The 18,295-nt window shown below is 48.9% G+C and carries 20 protein-coding genes; 4 read left to right on the top strand and 16 right to left on the bottom strand.

Annotated elements, in window-relative coordinates:
- The first annotated feature begins 47 nt into the window (after nucleotides 1-47).
- Both CRO74_RS00850 and CRO74_RS00845 read left to right on the top strand, forming a co-directional pair.
- Complete coding sequence (locus CRO74_RS00850; protein WP_097124123.1) at nucleotides 48-617, top strand: low affinity iron permease family protein; 570 nt, start codon at nucleotides 48-50, stop codon at nucleotides 615-617.
- A 216-nt stretch (nucleotides 618-833) separates the two neighbouring features.
- Complete coding sequence (locus CRO74_RS00845; protein WP_097124122.1) at nucleotides 834-2,855, top strand: PAS domain-containing sensor histidine kinase; 2,022 nt, start codon at nucleotides 834-836, stop codon at nucleotides 2,853-2,855.
- Between the two features lie 7 nt (nucleotides 2,856-2,862).
- On the opposite strand, the gene CRO74_RS31435 is transcribed toward CRO74_RS00845, so the two are convergent.
- The 12 genes from CRO74_RS31435 to CRO74_RS00800 form a co-directional block, all read right to left on the bottom strand.
- Nucleotides 2,863-3,003 carry a hypothetical protein gene (locus CRO74_RS31435; protein WP_179830092.1) on the bottom strand — a complete coding sequence of 47 codons (141 nt, stop codon included), beginning with the start codon at nucleotides 3,001-3,003 and terminating at the stop codon, nucleotides 2,863-2,865.
- An 8-nt stretch (nucleotides 3,004-3,011) separates the two neighbouring features.
- Nucleotides 3,012-3,224: a cupredoxin domain-containing protein gene (locus CRO74_RS00840; protein ID WP_097124121.1), complete on the bottom strand. Its 213-nt coding sequence runs from the start codon at nucleotides 3,222-3,224 to the stop codon at nucleotides 3,012-3,014.
- 12 nt (nucleotides 3,225-3,236) lie between these two features.
- On the bottom strand, nucleotides 3,237-3,518 hold the full coding sequence (locus CRO74_RS00835) for a hypothetical protein (RefSeq protein ID WP_097124120.1): 282 nt from the start codon (nucleotides 3,516-3,518) through the stop codon (nucleotides 3,237-3,239).
- 1 nt (nucleotide 3,519) lies between these two features.
- Nucleotides 3,520-3,726, bottom strand: a complete 207-nt coding sequence (locus CRO74_RS00830) for a DUF4177 domain-containing protein (protein ID WP_097124119.1) — start codon at nucleotides 3,724-3,726, stop codon at nucleotides 3,520-3,522.
- A 48-nt stretch (nucleotides 3,727-3,774) separates the two neighbouring features.
- A complete protein-coding gene (locus tag CRO74_RS00825; protein WP_097124118.1) occupies nucleotides 3,775-4,029 on the bottom strand; it encodes a hypothetical protein in 255 nt (84 codons plus the stop codon).
- A 44-nt stretch (nucleotides 4,030-4,073) separates the two neighbouring features.
- Nucleotides 4,074-6,044, bottom strand: coding sequence for an adenylate/guanylate cyclase domain-containing protein (locus CRO74_RS00820; RefSeq protein WP_097124117.1), 1,971 nt, complete (start codon nucleotides 6,042-6,044; stop codon nucleotides 4,074-4,076).
- The gene (locus CRO74_RS31430) at nucleotides 6,041-6,217 is read right to left on the bottom strand and encodes a hypothetical protein (protein WP_179830091.1); all 177 of its coding nucleotides are present in this window, start codon (nucleotides 6,215-6,217) and stop codon (nucleotides 6,041-6,043) included. Before CRO74_RS31430 ends, CRO74_RS00820 begins: the two co-directional genes overlap by 4 nt.
- Nucleotides 6,218-6,600: 383 nt before the next feature.
- A complete protein-coding gene (locus tag CRO74_RS00815; protein ID WP_097124116.1) occupies nucleotides 6,601-6,780 on the bottom strand; it encodes a hypothetical protein in 180 nt (59 codons plus the stop codon).
- Nucleotides 6,781-6,933: 153 nt separating this feature from the next.
- Nucleotides 6,934-10,008 carry a lantibiotic dehydratase gene (locus CRO74_RS00810; RefSeq protein WP_097124115.1) on the bottom strand — a complete coding sequence of 1,025 codons (3,075 nt, stop codon included), beginning with the start codon at nucleotides 10,006-10,008 and terminating at the stop codon, nucleotides 6,934-6,936.
- A 382-nt stretch (nucleotides 10,009-10,390) separates the two neighbouring features.
- The gene (locus CRO74_RS00805; protein WP_144035864.1) at nucleotides 10,391-10,750 is read right to left on the bottom strand and encodes a hypothetical protein; all 360 of its coding nucleotides are present in this window, start codon (nucleotides 10,748-10,750) and stop codon (nucleotides 10,391-10,393) included.
- Nucleotides 10,751-10,754: 4 nt separating this feature from the next.
- Nucleotides 10,755-10,892: a hypothetical protein gene (locus CRO74_RS31425; RefSeq protein WP_179830090.1), complete on the bottom strand. Its 138-nt coding sequence runs from the start codon at nucleotides 10,890-10,892 to the stop codon at nucleotides 10,755-10,757.
- 178 nt (nucleotides 10,893-11,070) lie between these two features.
- Nucleotides 11,071-12,198 carry a sensor histidine kinase gene (locus CRO74_RS00800; RefSeq protein WP_097124113.1) on the bottom strand — a complete coding sequence of 376 codons (1,128 nt, stop codon included), beginning with the start codon at nucleotides 12,196-12,198 and terminating at the stop codon, nucleotides 11,071-11,073.
- Nucleotides 12,199-12,317: 119 nt separating this feature from the next.
- Here CRO74_RS00800 and CRO74_RS00795 point away from each other — a divergent pair, with 119 nt between their 5' ends.
- Nucleotides 12,318-12,560, top strand: a complete 243-nt coding sequence (locus CRO74_RS00795) for a helix-turn-helix domain-containing protein (protein ID WP_097124112.1) — start codon at nucleotides 12,318-12,320, stop codon at nucleotides 12,558-12,560.
- A gap of 43 nt (nucleotides 12,561-12,603) precedes the next feature.
- Here CRO74_RS00795 and CRO74_RS00790 read toward each other — a convergent pair whose 3' ends face one another.
- From CRO74_RS00790 to CRO74_RS00775, 4 genes are all read right to left on the bottom strand, one after another.
- Nucleotides 12,604-13,380 carry a LytR/AlgR family response regulator transcription factor gene (locus tag CRO74_RS00790; RefSeq protein ID WP_097124111.1) on the bottom strand — a complete coding sequence of 259 codons (777 nt, stop codon included), beginning with the start codon at nucleotides 13,378-13,380 and terminating at the stop codon, nucleotides 12,604-12,606.
- Between the two features lie 244 nt (nucleotides 13,381-13,624).
- Entirely contained in the window at nucleotides 13,625-14,197 is a 573-nt protein-coding gene (locus tag CRO74_RS00785; protein WP_097124110.1) for a biliverdin-producing heme oxygenase, read from the bottom strand.
- Nucleotides 14,194-14,625, bottom strand: a complete 432-nt coding sequence (locus CRO74_RS00780) for a response regulator (RefSeq protein ID WP_097124109.1) — start codon at nucleotides 14,623-14,625, stop codon at nucleotides 14,194-14,196. Before CRO74_RS00780 ends, CRO74_RS00785 begins: the two co-directional genes overlap by 4 nt.
- An 8-nt stretch (nucleotides 14,626-14,633) precedes the next feature.
- Nucleotides 14,634-16,874, bottom strand: a complete 2,241-nt coding sequence (locus tag CRO74_RS00775) for an ATP-binding protein (protein ID WP_097124108.1) — start codon at nucleotides 16,872-16,874, stop codon at nucleotides 14,634-14,636.
- A 214-nt stretch (nucleotides 16,875-17,088) separates the two neighbouring features.
- Between CRO74_RS00775 and CRO74_RS00770 the strand changes: the two genes are divergently transcribed.
- Complete coding sequence (locus CRO74_RS00770) at nucleotides 17,089-18,273, top strand: hypothetical protein (protein ID WP_097124107.1); 1,185 nt, start codon at nucleotides 17,089-17,091, stop codon at nucleotides 18,271-18,273.
- The last annotated feature ends 22 nt before the right edge of the window (nucleotides 18,274-18,295 follow it).

The following is an 18,295-nucleotide window of genomic DNA, read 5'->3' as shown; positions in this document are numbered from 1 at the left end:
TAAGCGTTCATACTATTGTAATCAGCTTTTTAACCTGCACGATCCTAATGGGTACCTCTTCATTTACCAAGTTTTTTGAGCGCTTTGCTTCGCGGGCAACGCAGGCTACCGGTTCCTCTACCGCTTTTTTGCTGGCCCTAATCACCATTATCACCTGGATCATTACCGGACCCATCTTCGACTACTCTGACACCTGGCAATTAGTGATCAATACCGGCACAACCATCATCACCTTCCTCATGGTTTTTCTGATCCAGAAGTCGCAGAATAAAGATTCACTAGCCATGCAGCTTAAACTGAACGAACTCATTGCCGTAAACCGGAAAGCCAGCAACCGGCTGTTGAATGTCGAAGACCTGACCGAAGCGGAATTGCACGCCCTGCATCGTTTTTTTGGTCAGTTGGTAGAAAAAGCAAAGACAGAAGTTAATTTGTCGGTATCGCACTCGGTTGAAGAAGCCGAAGATATCCATCAGGATAAACTCGATGCCCTGCACGAGCGGCAATCAGTCCGCCGAAAAGACAGAGGAATTGACAAACCAGTGCCATCGCCCATCTTGAAATCACCATCAAAAAAACGGTCAGCCAATAAAAGTCAGGATAACAAGAAAATTTAAATTCTTCTTCTTTCCAACGTGAACAGAGTAAATAAGAGTAGACACTTTTCCCTTAATTTTGTTTAGTATAAAATCAGCGTTTTTTCGGGCTACCAACCCAGCGGAAAACGAATTGATTGATCCCCGATACCGGGTAGTTCGTTGTTTGTCAACTTCTCATAAGACGGGAATTAACGTCCAGTACCGACAAACGAATTTTACAGATAGTCTCAACGCATGAATCGGCCTTTTGCTGCTCCATCAACTTCATTGTTAGCCAACGAAGAAGCGCTGCTTTTACGTTCTTATGATCAATTACAAACAGCACTTAGCATTGGCCTGATTGCCACCTGGTTCTGGGATCTTGGAGCAGACAACGTAGTTGGCGACCAGAATCTTCTACGCATGTTCGGTATTCCGGAAAGTCCGGAGAGAATTGGCCTGACCCTGCGTGTATTTACCGACTCCATCCACCCCGACGACCGCCCCAGGGTAATCCAGTTGATTGATCAAGGCATCAAATCCGGACATCCTTACGAAGCGGAGTACCGCATTGTAGTCAATAACCAGATCCGCTGGGTACTTGCCAGAGGTCGGTTAACGTACGATAATCACCAGAAACCGCTTGCGTTCTCGGGCGTATTGGTCGATGTAACGGACCGCAAGGACGTAGAACTGCGCTCGCAAATAGCCGAAACCAGCTTTCGGCTATCGGTGGAAGCCGCCCGCATGGGAACCTGGGATTACAGTCCGCTCACAGACCAGCTGGTTTGGTCTGATCGGACAAAAGAACTGTTCGGCCTTCCTCCAACAGCAACCATCGACTATAACGTCTTCCTTCAGGGACTTCATCCGGATGATCGGGAGCGAACTCATCAGATGGTCCAGGCCGTGCTTCAACCCGGCAATAGTGGTCGATTTGACTGCGAATACCGAACGCTGGGAATTGGGGACAAGCAGTTACGCTGGATTCGCGCCAACGGACAGGCCTTTTTCGATGAACAGGGGACCGTCAATCGATTTATTGGTACGGTTATCGACATAACGGCCGATAAAGAAGCCGAAACACTGCTGCAACGGCGGGTAGAGGAGCAAACCCACACACTGGAACAACAGGCGCTTGCGCTGCGAACCACCCTGGACGCGTCGCTCAATAGTATCATTGCCATGACCGCCCTGCGGGATGAAACCGGTACGATCGTTGATTTTATGATGGACACGGCCAACGAAGCCGTCATTAAAAGCAACTTCATGACGCCCGATCAGATAATTGGTCGTAAGCTGCTCACTGTATTTCCGGGAAATAAGGACAACGGCTTTTTCGATCTCTACGCGCGGGTGGTCGAAACGGGCCGGGCCGAACAAAGCAGCCAGTATTACCGCGACGAGTTTGGGCTGGAAGGCTGGTTTGAGGTATCGGCCGTGAAGCAGGGCAACAACGGAGTAGTCGTTACGTACAACAACATTACCGACCGAAAGCTAGCTGAACTAGCCGCCCAACAACAGGAGCGCGAACTAAAAGAAGCCAACGCCGAACTACAACGCTCCAATGAGAATCTGCAACAGTTTGCTCATATTGCTTCCCACGATTTACAGGAACCCCTCCGACGCATCCAGGCATTCAGCGATATTCTCCAGAATCAGTTTGTCGATAGCCTTTCTGATGGCGAGCGCGACATGGTTCGGCGGATTCAGAAGTCGGCGCAGCGCATGCAGATGCTCATTAAGGATCTGCTGCTGTATTCGCAGGTAAGCACCCAGCGGGACTCGTTCATGACCATTCCACTGGATACGGTACTTGACGACGTGGTGACCGATCTGGAAATGACCATTTCGGAGAAAAACGCAACGGTCGAAGTATCTCCCCTGCCAACCGTGTACGGGAGTGCCTCGCGGCTTCGTCAGCTGTTCCAGAATCTGATCACCAACGGCCTGAAGTTCTGCCAGACGGAGATTCCCCCACTTATTCGAATTCAATACCGTGCCGCCCAACCGAGCGAACTTCCGCCTGCCCTGCTAGACGAGCCTAATCAGGCCTTCTGGTTAATCACCGTCACCGACAATGGCATAGGGTTTGACGAGCGGTATAAGGACCGAATTTTTACCCCATTTCAACGATTGCATAAGACATCTTACAGCGGCACCGGCATTGGTCTGGCCATTGCTCAGCGCGTAACCGAGAGTCATGGCGGAACTATTGACGTAACCAGTCAGGAGGGAAAAGGCTCCACATTTAAAGTTTTCCTACCTGCTTTCTGACGACGTACTACAGTCCTACCTGGCTGTAGTGCCTTATTCGTTCCTCGTACGTTCGAAGCAGTAAGTCGTCCCCATGCCCGGAGGCAATAGCCGCCAGATCAGTCAGGCATAGCGCATCCATCCGGCCTGCCTGGTCATGCCGGGTCACATTATTGACTAATCAATCTTTACGTCGTTACCACTGCCTGACACGATGACCCCAACGCGGCCAGCACCCGGCTTGACCCGGACACGATTCCCGGCCGAATCGACCGCTACAGAATCGGTGTACTTCTTGCCGTTGATAGTTACGCTTACCTGTTGATCTTTTGACTTGTTCTTTGGTTGGCAACCAGCCAGCAGCAGACAGATAAATAAGAGCCTTTTCATGATTAAGGTGTATTAATCTTTTTTCTTACCAAGTTTCCAGGTGGTGGAACCGCCAATGATGCGCCCATTCTCATACGTGTAGCTGGACTGAACCGGATTTTTGGACGGATTACCGAATGTGGATACCGGCTGAGTCGGCTTGGGAGCTAACATTAACGACGCAGTTGCAGGACGGCTCGGTTGCTGAGATGTAGCAGACGGTGGCGTCGGTTGCGTTTTTTTTGTACTGTCGACGCCTTGTGCATAGCCGACATACGCCAGTGAAATCAGGCAGGCCGTTAGACTAAATTTCATACTATTGAACAGTTTCTTTTTCAAAAAATAGATAAATGTATATAGCAAATTCAAAACTGGTCGATGTTGTCGAGGCCAATCGGTAGCCCTGAGCCGTGTATTCGTCAAGTTTTTCCTGAATTTCTTCTTTCGACTTTTTCAAAATGTACTCCCAGTCGAACGTCAACTTCGAATAGTAAACTAGGGCTTCTACTTTGCAGTCTTTCATTAATGTTCAAGTCTACCTGTTCAATGTATTTCTTGTCGGTGGGGATTCTCAATCGACCGTATTCCGACGGCTTATTTCTGCCTGAATTTTCTTTAGCTTCTTGTTGTAAATGCTACTTATTATGTAAGCAAAAAGTAGCATTACACCAGTGTTGGCAAAATTTTTATCTATAGCCGACCAAAAAGCTACGCCAATAAATAAGCCTATTAGTGCAGCCGTTAATATTTTTTGTGATTGTACTTTTTTCTCTTCGGCCACTAATTCGTCAAGTGTCATTTTTGAATAGTCTTTATCTGTTGACATAGTACAGTTTGGTCCTAGTAGTTCACAATAAATTTTTACCCATGCTACGCAGCTTTCTCAACAAAATACATGCCCATATCTCCTTTCCCCTTGGCATGAACCTGCCCTCTGTATTCAAAGGAGAAGCACTCTTCCTGTTTTATGAATTCGTAAAAGGTCTCACTAATATTCACCTTCCCAATCAAGCCACTACTTTCCATTCGGCTGGCGGTGTTTACGGTATCGCCCCACACGTCGTACTGAAACTTTTTCACTCCTACAATGCCGGCCACAATTGGCCCGGTATGAATGCCCAGACGCATATCAAAGGCGGGGCGACCATCGGCGCGGTTTTCAGCGGCCCGTTTTATCATAAACTCCTGCATTTCCAGGCCCGCCAGCACTATGTTTTTTAGCGAACGCTCATCCGTATACGGGATGCCCCCTGCCGCCATATAGGCATCACCAATGGTTTTTATTTTCTCGATCTGGTACTTCCCGACAATCAGGTCAAATGCCTTGAAGCAGGTATGGATCTCTTCGACCAGGCTTTGCGGAGACATTTGCTCGGCGGTCTGCGTAAAGGACTTAAAATCGGTGAATAAGATCGAAACCAGGTTGTACTCGCGGGCATCGACATGGCCCTTTTCTTTCAACTCCTCCGCAATTTCTTCGGGTAATATATTCAATAACAAGGCTTCTGAACGGTCTTTTTCGATTTTCAGGGCGGCCCGTGATTTCCTGACGTAGTTGAGCTGCCACCCCAGGCCTGCCGCCACCAGGAGGATAAAGCCCAACGAAAGGATAATTTTATTCCGCTGTTTTTCCTGCTGCTGCACTTCCTCTTTATGCTTCAATTGAATGGCGTGTTCTTTTTTGACATAGGCAATGCTATCGACCAGCTGCTGCTTCTGAAACTCCATGTTCATCACTTGGTTGGCCGTTTCGGTCAGGTTTAAGCTGTCGTCAAGCGTGTTGGTCTGCTCAAAGTAGTACAGAGCCTGCCGGGTATTGCCTAACGCTTTATATGATTGATAGAGGCAATCGCAACCACTTTTTTTTACTGAAATAGAACCCAGTTTTTGAGCCAAATTTAATCCATAATGGCATTTATCTACTGCAACTTTGCTCCTGCCAAGATGGTGCATGATAGTACCAATGGCAATCTCTGATTCGCTTTGGTATTGTAAGCTACCGATTTGATTGGAATAAGCTAGACAGCGGGTATAATAAGGAAGTGCTTGGGTGTAATCTGACTGCTCGTAAAATAATTCACCCAAGCTGGATAGTGCCATTATTTGTAACTGTCTATCTTTTCTCTCATCAGCAATTTGTAATGTTTTCTCAAGGTTATTAAAAGCTTTAACGTACTCTTTTTCCTGTACATAAAGTTTCCCTATTGCATTAAGTGCATGCGTAATTCTCTCCTGATTATTAAGTTTTCTATAGACCGACAATGACTGGGTATAATATTTCATTGCATTGCGAAAGTCCTTACCTCTAGCATAAATCAATCCTATATTATTGGTTGCTACAGCAAAACTTTCATTATCACCCATCCTACCGAAGGTTAAGGCAGCGCGTCTATAATAATCCAACGCTTTAAGATAATTCCCTTGACCGTTATAAACACTGCCTATATTATTTAGCGCGGAAGCATAACCTTTCGTATAACCTATCTTGTTAAAGAGTTTTGCACTTTTTTCGAAGGAATCTACTGCTTTTGAATAGTTACCTTGATAATAATAAGTAATTGCTATATAGTTAAAACAATCTCCTATCTTTTTCCCGTCACTAATCAGTTGATACAGTTTCAAGCTTGCTTCAAGTAAATGTAATGACTCCTTGTAAGCTTGCCTATCTTGATATTTTGAGCCTAGATTAAAAAGACTATCGGCTACCTTTTTATTCCTATTATTTATTTCATTTATTGGATTCGTCCTCTTCGACGTTAGTTTGGTTTGTGCATATAGTTTTTCCCCTGTTACATTTAATAGCAGAAGTAGCAACCATATGCACATTACCCCCTTTTTCATCCTTTAAGTATTTGACCTAAGTCACTGCCCCCCCCCGATATAATATCCAACTGCTCTTCGTTCAGTTCCATATCCTCCACGGGTTCGGCCGGGAAGCTGGCAGTTACGCCAGATGCATCCATCTGGTCGGCGATACTCACCTTCTTGTCTTTCTGATCGTTCTGTAATTCCATGACCTTGTCTGTTTACATTCGGTTTACAGAGCAAAAATCCTCACTTATTCGTTGACAAAACTGACAAAAAAACCGACAAAATCACACTTCGTTACAGATCACTTACCCAGCCTTGCGATAAGCTCCCCCGCTATAGGCACGGGGGAGTTTCCATATCTGCCCAATCTATTTTTATAGCTTTACTTATGTATTACTTCCGGTATAGCTATCGTGCTACGCTCCGGTTCACTACTACTATGGCTACTATTAGTATGCGTATGTATTACTGGTTGGTTTTACTGTCTGTCGGTGCTATTGATGTCACAAAGTAATTAGCGGATAACGACTCTATCAATAACCTCAGGTTATAATTTATTCGCTTAGGTTATAAACACGGGGCTACATCAGGCCGCTTCGTCGTAATGGGGCAATGACTCGTCCGCAGGCAATTCCAACCCGTTGAACAGATCCCCGGCCGATACCATCCAATTGTCATCGAATGAGCCAATCTCGTCGGCCATCGAGTCGATGTCGTTGTTGATCCATACCTCAAAAGAGAACTCGGACATGATGCGCTTTTTCATGATTTTATGTGTTTAGAGAGTCATTATGCGTTTGTGTTTGTGATTGATTTGTTGATTCAAAATTGGCGTGCTCCCCGGTAGATTTCAATAACTAACCGTTATAGTTTATGCCTTTTCGGAATACTTTATTCCATTTGGTTATAAAACCTTTCCCTACTCTTTCTGGCGGGCGCATACGGAGTCATAATGCCGCGCCAGGCAGTGATACAGCACGAGTTCATAGGCCCGCTGCTTCGATGGGAACAGCCGGTTCACCAGCATGTGGATCAGGCTGGTGAGTATGCCGTACTGCTGCCGGGGCATTGATTCGTGAGCCTTGGCCAACTGATGCAGCAGCGTTGCCTGTTGCTGAAAATACGGTTGCAGTTCCTGGCCCGGCATGAAGTTATCAGACAGGGCCTGCGCCAGCAGCGGACGGTAGGTCCGGTATTTGTCGTTCAGTTGATGGCGTAATGCCGGATCGCCCCCGAACTCGTCAAAAAACTGTTCCTTCAGTTGTTTCATGACGCGCAGCCTGTCCTCTATCGACAGACCGGCCCCGGACAGCAACGTATCAATTTTGCGGATCGCCAGGGCCACACGCAGGTTTTCGTCAAAAACCTCTCCGGTCTGGGCCAGAAAGGCCAGCGTAGAAAGGCTATCCAGATGAAAAAGCGATTCGCACAAATTAATATGCTCCATACTGTAGCGTTCCAGTTCGCGCTGGTACGTATCGACCTGCACCCGATGCACCACCCCGGTTTCGATGGATTCGTGTAGCCCCTCGGTCATGGCCCGCACCACGTACTGATAAAACTCCACGTGCGGATTGCCCCGGAAACGCAGCCGCAGGTGGTGGTCCGTGTCTTTGTATCGAACAAAAAAGAACTCCTGAATAACCCCCGATTTCAGCAGTTGCTGCACGATTGGATAAATGGTTTGCACCAGCAGGGCATCCGACGTTTTCTCGCCGGTGTATAATTTCAAATAAAACCACTCACTGCCCACTGAAAACCGACGGGGCGGGAACTTCTCATCGGTGCGGCTCAGGCCCGACAGGGCCGGGGCTTTGGGATTGGTAAACGGTATAATCACTTCGTGGGTGAAGCGTTCACCTTTTTGCGCCAGAGGACAGCCATCAGTTGTGCTTAGAAACTCAACGAGCCGTATCTGTGGGTATTTTTTGATCTCAGCCGCCAGCAGTTCGAGCGAAGCCGGTATATGCAGCGAGATAAGCAGCTCGTTGTCGCCCTGGGCCAGCCGAAACTCCTGAGGCAATCCGGCTGCCGTTAATTGAGACACCAGCTGCAAGGGGTTTTCGGGGGTAAGGTCACGGCTTTGAAGTTGCCACGTGGCCCGGCTCAGAATGATGCTCTTGTAACACACGCGGGGCAGATACGGCTGCGTGTGCAGCCCACCCCAGTTCCAGGCTACGTTCAATTGGGCATCCTGTTGCTGCAAATCGCACAGAAACCGGTAGATCGGCAAGCCGTTTGTGAAATTATGGGCGGTGGTCAGGCGCGGAATAACGCGACGGTTAAGCCGTTTCGAGCGCAGAATAATCGTGTCGTTCCTGACCGAAACCATCAGGTCCGACAGCGGGATCTGATAGTCAAGGGGCACCGACGACTGGCCCATATATGGAATTTCGTAGGTATGAATGGTGGGACGGGTTAATATATTACCAGCCCGGTCTTCGGGAAGGTGAACGATTTCGGCAATAACTACCTCGGGATGATGCGCTTCTTCATCCAGAGCGGCCTGCCGAATCTGTTGTGCCAGTTCAGGGCTGCCTCCGCCAAAACGCCCCATCAGATTCAGCGCCGATGGCCCCTTGCAGGCCAGTAACTTGAATAAAAAGTCGCCTTCATCAAGAGCACTGGCCGAACTGGCCACAAACGTACCAAACACATAGAAACTACTGGGCAGCGGTAATGATGACGTTTGCTTACTTTCGATATAGTGCAAATCGGCATCGGTCAGGGCGATTTGATTACGACCTGTGCGCAGGGCATCGGCGTATTTGTCCATCACAAACCGCTGCCACCAGTCCCAGCGCGTGGTGTGGACCGTTTCTGCGTGCCCAAACGTCAGGTCGTCAATCAGGGGTGCATAGCCAACGCCCAGCGTAGAATTGGTGCCGTAACCCACACCAAACTCACTGTCGATTACTCTGGCCAGGGGGACTTCTTCGTCTTCATACCGATTATAAAACCGTCGTTTGAACTCATCGAGGTCGGCACTGCGGTTGGGCTGATTCAGCACCATAAGCTTGCTGAGGTCACGCTGTAACTGCTTTAGCGGTCGTTCGCCAAGGCGCAGGTCGGGGTTATCGAAGTAAGTGTCGACCTGTATGATATCCGCACTGGTAAGCGGTATGCCCTGCTCAGCAAACCACGCCCGAATGGCTGCGTACGACTCCAGGCGGTTGGGCTGGTCGAGCAGCGTTTGCAACCGGCGAAGCGCGTCGGCGGCAGATTCCGCTCCGGGCATGGTAGCGATGTGGTCGGTCAGCCAGGTTAAGTAATACGTACCCGTTACGGTGGGTTCGATGGCAAAGGTGAGCAGTTGACCTTCAATGAGTTGTTCAACAAATGCTACGGCTTCGTCGGCATGGGCACCCATACCCACCAGTTGGTCGGCAAGTTGCTGCATAGTAGCTCCCGTACGGGCTGCCTTCAGGATTGCAGTCAGGAATGAATTGGTCTCAACGGCGCTAATGAAATAATGCCCCCCGCTGGGATCCACCTGCTGTTCGACGTAGCGCAGGGATGCGCCCACGGAATAGATGGAGGAATTGGGAAACAACCGTAGTTGTGGCCGAATGGCTGGTTGGTTAAGTAGCCACGTCCGGATAGCCAGCAGGTAATGCATGTCGATGCGCATGTGCGTCCGCATGGCCTGAGCGTTGCCAGCCCGGAGGTTCGTCTGTCCACCTAACGTACCGACCGAGCAGCCGGCAAAGAGGCCATACGGGGTAGGGCGGCTACACATCCGGATAAAATACTTGTGTAGCGTAGCGATTAGTTTTTCTTGGTCAGATACCGTTTTTCCGGCCAGCCATTGTTGTAGGCGTTCGTAGAGTACGGGCGAGGCTACCCAGATGGCCTGCTGGGCAAGGAGTTGTTGGTAGTGCTGCCGTAGCAGACTTTCCAGCGATTTTTGAAATACGCGCTTGTAAAGGTTTGCAAGCTGAGTAACAGGAAAGGTAGGTTGGCGTAATACAAAGAAATTCTTTGGCCTGAACATGTGGAGAAGTCATAAAATTACAGTAATCGTGTTGGGAGCCCATTGGAAACTACCGCCCCGAACGTTGGTGAGTTGCGCTAAAACGTTCAGCTTTTTTATGGTAGTCCGATAAAAGCCCGAGCCCCTTCTCTATAATCAGCTAACAACAAGCCATAAATGTACCTGAAGCAATCCAATATATATACTAATTGGCTATTATTCAATATGCCTGTTTAAAAAGTAGGCACGATTGAAAAGAAGCGTTCAAAGCCTGAGCGTTACCTCCCGCTGATTGGTGAAACCATCATTCATCATTACCCGGACGGTATAAATCAACATCATCTTAAACGCAAAAAGCCCCCAACCGATTGGCTGAGGGCTACTGGCATCAGGGATCCATTAGTTACCCGAACTGTTCAACGTAGCGTTCCATACTCTGAGTGAAACGCTCAAACGAAAACGGTTCCGTCAGAAAGTCGAAGGGCTGTAGGGGCAAATGCCGGTATAGGTGCTGTGGATAAGGCGATGTAACGATAACGCCCGGATGCTGCCGGAGCGCGGCCAGAAACGACTCGGGCAACTCGGTATCCGGGTCGGGCAGGCGTAGAAATACCGGCGCGTAGTTGCCCGATTTCACACACGCCAGCATCTCTCCCGTAAATGAACCAGCCTGACCCAGATTCAGCCAGCCGGTTCGTTGGAGATAATGAGCAAGCTGGCTTCGGCTCGCTCTTGAATAGTTTATGGTTATATAGGTCCTCAACGTATTACTGTATAGTAAGCCAATCACAAATTTTGCTTGAATCGCCAATGTTACGTTGTCCAGTTGACTTTGTCGTTAGGCTGACGATACGTTGCTTTTTCAGCATCAGACGGGGGGCGGTGGCAGCTAGTTCGTTTTTCATGGCTTAATAGATAGTAGGTTTATATCGGATGGATCAAAAGACGTTTACCCTTGTTGTATGTGTTACGAAGATATGCCCTCCTGTATAAGCCATTCAACTAATTTAGATGAATTCCACTCCGTATTTCGACCAGTGAGCACATTCTTTCGACCAATTTCGCTGGTGATTATTTGTCGAATCAATTAGTCAGTACCACCGAAAGCTCAACCTTATACGTATGCTCATTAGCGGTCACCGCTAAATCATACGCACCTGGATAAATAACATCTAGTCGGCGTTTTACATTGGTTAACCCAACACCGCCCTGGCGTTTGGTGTTATCCTGCCGTTCAGGACGATATCGTTGAGACGTAATACTGTTCTCTACCACAAACTCTAAGCTGTTATTCTGAATGACAACAGTAACCTGCACAAAGGCAGGCTCAGTAGCCCCTTTGACACCATGCTTGAACGCATTTTCAACAAAGGCTATTAGCAGCAGGGGTGCAATCTGGTGTGATACCGGAGCGCCCTGCTGTTTGTACTCAATCAGCACGTCTTCGCCCAGCAAGCGGTTGCGTTCCAGATCGAGGTAGTTCTGAATATAGCCCAGTTCTTTTTCCAGACGAATGCGCGGCACATCGGCTTCATACAGGTTATACCGCATCAGTTCTGACAGGCGCAGCACTAAATCCGCTGCCTGCTCATCGGTCTCGAAGACGCGCCCATAAACACTGTTGAGGGTGTTGAAGAGAAAGTGAGGGTTAATCTGTGCTTTTAGAAGGTCAATTTCAAGACCATATCGCTCCTGTTCAGCTGTCCGCAGGCGTTGCTGATAGCTGAAAACGTCTCTCACAGCTTTGACAAACAGAATAATGGTAACCAGAAAAAAACTGTAGGCGTAATTCCAGAAAAAAACGCGTAAGCTGGTAAAGCAGCCGAGCCAGCCTGCGTCTTTGATCATCGCAGCTATTTTAGGAACATATGCATTGGATTGGCTAGATGAATGACCAGTTAAGCCCCCCAATAAATCGAACTGGACACGATTGGTCTGGTAAACAATAAAAAAAAATACGCCCAGAAATAGCAGAAACGCGCTGTACCGTTTCCGATAAAGGAATTGGGGATAGGCGATATAACCGATGCCATAATAGATGGCTATCGTTTGCAGAACGGAGGCCAGGGAAGCCCACTGAACAACGGTTTCATTGTCTTTTAGAAGACGGGGACTGAAGTAATACCGTTCAAAGCAATACAGTATTAGCCACAAAAGAATATGACCACTGACTTTGAGGAGTTTTCCGGGCTTTGTAAAGTTATTAATCATGGGTTCTATTGCATTAGTCGAAAAAGACCGCGCATTGGTCGAAATTAGTTTTGGCAGCCAGCGCGGATAACTTGTTTTGTGTCAGGCAAACGACCAAAATCTGATAGCTCAGCTCCGACATGAATCCAATTGCACTCAAACTCCGCAAACTGCGCGAAATTCATGGGTATCCACAGGAATACGTCGCCTTTCACCTGGGTGTGAGCCAGGCGGCTTACAGCAAGAAAGAAACCGGCCGCACAGAACTTACATTAACTGTATTACAACAGGTGTCGGCGCTGTATGGCATCCATCTGATGGACCTCATCAACCTGAACCTTCAGGACCTGGTAATCACCGCCGTTCGGCAGCAGGTATCGTGACATGTTCCATTTTATGGCTTCAGGCACGAGCGGCCTAAAGCAACTACAGCATATTGATCTTCAATTTTTCCAGTACGGCATCGCGGTAAGTCACGCCAATCTGTACACGTTTCTGCCCATCGATGGTTGTAATCACGTTGCCGTCGATTTCTTTGATGGCCTGCATCCGTACGATGAACGACCGATGTACCCGCAGAAACTGCGAGGGCGGCAGCATCTCTTCCAGTCGGGTCATGGTCATGTGGGTAATGAGCAACTGATCCGTCAGTTGCAACCGGATATAATCTTTCATACCCTCGGCAAAGACAATGTCGGCCGGGGCCACGCGGACCAGTTTTTTGTCGGTCTTGATCAGAAAGTATGGTACGTTCTCGCGGGGGTCCACGTTTTCCTGAAGCTGTCTTTTGGCGGGTGGGCGCGTGGGTATAGGAGCCGTGGGATCTACGGCAAATTCCAGTCGTTTGGTAACGCGGTTGATGGCCTCCATAAACTTATCGAACCCGGCCGGTTTGAGCAGGTAATGCGCTACCGACTCAAAGCTATAGGTATCGGCGGCAAACTGGGGCGAGGCCGTGACCATGATCACGGTCGGGTGCGGTTGTGGCAGCGACCGCAGAAACTCAACACCCGTCATATAGGGCATTTCAACGTCGAGAAACAGTATGTCAGGCCGAAGTTCCTGTACTTTATCGAGCCCATCGAATGGATCCGTGCTTTTGCCCAGCAAACACAAATACGGCACCCGCTCAATGTATTTGGTCATAATGTGGTGCGCAGCTCCTTCGTCGTCAATCAGGTAGCAGGTAAGTTTCTCTGACATAAGCAGGTAATGGATAACTAATTCACGTTAGGGCGCAGGCTCACATGGAAGCCGATCAATACGGTGAAACAGAAAACCGAAACTGTCTTCTTTCCACATGTCCCCAAAAAGACGAAATTAGTATATTTTACATTACCCTGAATTTACTCAGCAAGTTTTGAGCAACGTTTACCCCTGAGGAGTAGACATTATTAAAAAAGCAGCGTCTCTTCGGAAGTCAGTAAGTGGCTTTTACAGCATCCACTTATTGACTTACCTTCCTGAAAACGGTTTGATAAAGTATAAATGTCCGGCTGGCCGCGTCGACGACTTCATCGGCATAGGGCGTTCCGTTTTCGGTCAGGAAATCGCCGAACGTCCGCCAGTATTTACCCGTTTCGGGGCCGTAACCGCCATAGAACCGGGCGTGCTCCATAACTGGCTGAAGGGTGGCATTCTTCTGTAACAACCGGCCAATCACGGTGCCGCCCAACATGGAACCTTCGCCTACATAAGCAGCCCCCAGCAACGCCACCGTCGACCAATCGGCAAACAAGTTCGTCATGGGCGCTGGCAGGGGTTCGCCCAGATAGTTTAAATCAGCCATCAGCCAGGCTGTTTTTTTACGACGCTCGGACTGGTAATCCAAAAAAAAGTTGGGGTGCCGATCAATCGCGGATTCCAGAGCTTGATGAAAGACGAAGTGGGTCCGCAGCAGGTGGGTGTATTCTACTACTGAAAGGGTACCATTCTGCAAAGCTTCTGTATAAAAAAGTTGCTCCGTTTGCTCATGAGCGGGCCGGGTTTCGTACCGCAATCGTTCCAGTAAATTACTCATCTATAGTCTATTCGGGTATTATTTTCCAGCCAGAAGTCGCAAAGTTTTCTGAGCAACGTGCCCGTAGCCTGATAGCTACCCGGCTTTACAACATACGCATTAATACCGGCCTGATAAGCGGACTGTATATCTTTAGGATTATCCGATGTGCTGAAAACAACGATGGGCAGGAACCGGGTTCGCTCAAACGAACGGGTTTGTTCAATTACATCGATTCCACTCACACCAATTAAATTAATATCCAGTAGCACTAGTTTTGGCAAGCCCAGTCTTTGTTGTTCATGCTGGCCTTTGCCGGTCAGGTAGTCCAGTGCTTCTGAGCCGGAATGCAGCACGGTATACGTAACAGTCCGATTCAGCTTTCCCATTAGCCGACAGAATATATCTGCGTCGTTCAGATTATCTTCAACATACAGTATGTCTACCATGGTCTGGTCTAATCAGCAGGTGTTACCGGAAAGGAAACGTGGAATACAGTACCCTGGTTCGGTTCGCTGTGAAACCAGATTTTGCCGTTATGCCGGTTAATGATTCGCTTCACGATGGCGAGCCCTACGCCGGAGCCTTCAAAGTTACGGGCGTTTTCCAGACGCTTGAATAGGTCGAACATCTTCCCGGCCTGCTTCATATCGAAGCCAATGCCGTTATCTTCTACCGAGTAAATAACCTCCTGGTCGGTCTGGCGTCCGCTTACCTTAATAATGCCCTCATAAGTCAGTTGCGTGTATTTAGCCGCATTACTCAGCAAATTTGTAAAGAGCTGAAGCGCCATGGTGGAATCGGCCACAATAGGGGGCGTATCTCCAATTTCGATGCGCAGCGACCGGTCTTTTTCCGTAACCAGAATTTCCTCCCGAATCCCTTCCAGCAAATGTTTCATGTCAATGGATCGCGTGTCCAGTTCGGTACGGCCCATCCGTGAATAATACAGAATATGGCGTATCAGTCGGCGCATGCGTTCTGTTGAGTCAATCACTTTCTGAAACAAAGCCTGCGCATCGGGCGTAAAATCCTGCCCATACTCTTCAACCAGAATCTCGGCATAACACCGAATAGAGGACAGGGGCGTCCGCAAATCATGCGATACCGTGTAGCTGAACGCGTCCAGTTCCTCGTAGGCCAGTTGCAGACGCTGGTTGAGCAAACGTACTTCGTTAGCCTGCCGGGTCACGATCTGCAAAATATCCTCCCGTAATTTCACCACCACCGAAATCTCCGCTTCGGTCCAGCGCTCCGATGTGTTCCGGACAATTTCGGTCCAGGCCGCAAAACTCGTGCGCGGACTGAGTCGGCGTATCCCGTCGTCTTCAACAGTTACGGGCTTATCCGGATTACCTGCCCAGGTAACCTGCTGAACCAGCTCGGGTTTGAACCAGAAAAGATATTCGTTCAACTCCCTCGATAGAACAATGGTCAAAAGTCCCGCCCCAACGGCTCTGAACTCTTCGGCGGGTGCATACAGATTAGGTAGTTGATTCGTTTCCAGAAACGACTCGGTTGTTGTTGTCCCCACCCAGTCGACCAATGCCCGAATTGCCTGTTCATCAGGCGTTTCTCCCAGCGTATAGACTCTGTTATTAAAGACAAGTGCAGCACCGGTGGCCCCGGTAACATCCAGCGCAGTGACAGACTGTTTTGTGAGGGCGCGGGCCACATCATCGCTTAGCAGCAGTTGCTCATGCAGTTGCTGGCCTACCTGCCGGTATTGCAACAGATTTGTCTGATCCTCCTTATCCTTCCGAAACTCCAACGCAGAGGACAACAACTGGCTGACAAATTTAGCGGCCTGACGCGCCGTAAAATCAGTAAAATGGGGCGTACTGTTATGGCAGGAAATAAGTCCCCACAGTTTGTCCCGATACAACAGTGAAATACTCATGGATGCCTGTACACCCATGTTTTTCAGGTATTGTATGTGTACCGGCGACACAGCCCGCAGTACGGAATGCGTTAGGTCGAGTGGTTTATCTGTTGACCAGTTGGGTACGGACAAAATGGGCGACGGCACACTGTTTACGTCGGCAATGAGTCGAACCAGATTGACTTTGTATAATTCGCGGGCCTGGCGCGGAATGTCAGAAGCCGGGTAGTGCAAACCCAGAAACGACTCCAGATGCTCATCTTTCTCTTCGGCCACGACCTGCCCATGCCAGTCTTCGTTAAATCGATAGACCATTACCCGGTCGAAACCAATGATGGTTTTTACCCGGCGGGCGGTATTTTGCAGCAGGTCGGCCAGCGTCCGGCTCGTTTGTACCTCGGTTAACGCCTGCGAAATGAGCTGCTGATTGATCAGTGTGTTTCGATCATCGCCCACCGGTTCCCACTCAAGCAGAACGAGGTTCTGGTACTGATGCATGATCAGATTCCAGCTCGTACCATTCACCGTAATCCGGTGCGGATTCAGGATTTCCCACGTCTCATTCCGGCGGCTAACGTTCAGAAGCTCGACCAGCGTACTGGCGGGCAGATCGGTAGCGGTCAGCAACGTATCAATGGGCTGCCCCAGCAGTGTGGACGCGGGAATACCAACTAAATCAACAATGTTGTCGCTGGCATGAACAATAGTGTAGGTATCGGGCCGAATGGCAATCAGGTAACCGTGTGACTGAATATGACCAAGAATATGAATGGGCTCCCGGTCGCAATTTGTCAGATCAAAACTTTCTGGAATCATCGACTAACAGTCTATGCTAAAGCAACGTAATCGCCAAGACTGCAAACGAAAACGAGACACTACTCCATTATTACTAACTTACTGCAATATAAGCATACAAAGTCAATCGTTCTAGTAAACCTATCAATTGACCAGACCATCTACACGAATTAAGCAGCGAGCGACCAGTAAATACCTGGCAGTGACTACATTTATTAACTCAATTCTTAAAGCTATGTTTTTTTACAGGCTCTTCTTCTTCTTGTTTTTGTCGGTTTCCGCGTCAGCCCAAAAGCCCGTACTACCTGCGCTGCACCTGAACCCGGCGGGAGAGTTACAGACATACCACGACAACCTGAACGCCCTGCGAAAGGAACATAGTCACCAGCGGGAGTTACCCGATCTGAAATTCTTTCTATTCGGAATGGGCGACCGGCTGAAACTCATTTATCGAAACGGTCGGCTGCTAAATGCCTTAACCGGCAACATTGAAGAACAGTGGCCGGTGAAAGAGGAACTCATCGTACCATCGGCCTATCTGGTTCATCTGGTCCTGACAGATGGGCAAATTGTGCAGATCCGGGAAAATGAAACGGGCGTGTGGCTGCTGCAGCCCACCAAACGACCCCGGCTGATTCCGGGCACCCGCAGTCGGCTAAACCTACCGCGCTTTGCCGACAAACGCTTTGGTCCGGTGTTGCGCGTACTGCATCAGGAACTGTTGATCAACATTATTCACGGTCGCCCGGTCCCTAATTATCTGGTTTATCAGAAGCCGTGGTACCGCGATGCAGCCCTAATGGGCATGGTGTTGCACGAGACCAACAACCTGTACTTGATTAAGGACTGGATTATGGCCATCCGTGACCCATTCGACCGTAACAACCACGGAATTACCGAAGCGGATAACCTGGGAGAAGTACTCTTTCTGGTATCACTAGTGTCCGACAAAACCCACCCGGTGGTGCAGGTAGTGCTGGATTCTGTGGCCCGATTCAGGAAAGAGGGCCACATCGCCGGCCAAACCGACTATAATGAACACCCTGTATTTCAGACCAAATGGCTTAAATACGGGCTTAAGTCATTGAACCTGCCCGATGCCTATGTTATCCCCAAACAGTATGACAGTTACTCGTCTCTCTTCTGGTGGGCGTACACGAATGAGCATGTTGACGGGAAAAAATTTGACGATGGTTCGAGCCTCAACTACCCCTATCTGGTCTGGGCAGAAGATCATTTTTACCAGGAAAAGCGGGGTATGCTCGGGAATCTGGACTATCCATTAAGTTGGGAGCAGAAAGCCAGCGACGCCCATTATCCGGGCATGACGGTGCTGGATAAAGACCTGGTTAAGCAGAAACTGGCGTTTCCGCACACCTGGCACGCAGCCGAGATGTTTTTGCAGCTATACAAACAATAATTGCATTGGAACCGTCGACGCG

This window comes from Spirosoma fluviale, assembly GCF_900230225.1.
GTDB classification, from domain to species: Bacteria; Bacteroidota; Bacteroidia; order Cytophagales; family Spirosomataceae; genus Spirosoma; species Spirosoma fluviale.
This window is presented reverse-complemented; position numbering and strand designations above follow the sequence as displayed.